Raw genomic sequence first — 361 nt, 5'->3', positions numbered from 1 at the left:
TCTACGTGGTACTAAGCGTGACGAAGTTGAGCGTGGTCAAGTTCTTGCTAAGCCTGGTTCAATCACTCCACACACTAAGTTCACTTCAGAAGTATACGTACTGTCTAAAGATGAAGGTGGTCGTCACACTCCATTCTTCAAAGGCTACCGTCCACAGTTCTACTTCCGTACAACTGACGTAACTGGTAACGTTGAGCTGCCAGAAGGCGTTGAAATGGTAATGCCTGGTGACAACATCAAGATGACTGTTGAGCTGATCTGCCCAATCGCGATGGACGAAGGTCTACGTTTCGCGATCCGTGAAGGTGGCCGTACAGTTGGTGCTGGTGTTGTTGCAACTATCGTTGAGTAATATCGACTT

Annotated in this window: 1 pseudogene; it reads left to right on the top strand. The window is 47.6% G+C overall.

Annotated features, from left to right (window positions below):
* A pseudogene (gene tuf, locus CWB98_RS23320) lies at nucleotides 1-352 on the top strand (elongation factor Tu); the annotation flags it as partial.
* Nucleotides 353-361: the final 9 nt, after the last annotated feature.

The sequence above is a fragment of the Pseudoalteromonas rubra genome, from assembly GCF_005887115.1.
Lineage (GTDB): Bacteria > Pseudomonadota > Gammaproteobacteria > Enterobacterales > Alteromonadaceae > Pseudoalteromonas > Pseudoalteromonas rubra_F.
This window is presented reverse-complemented; position numbering and strand designations above follow the sequence as displayed.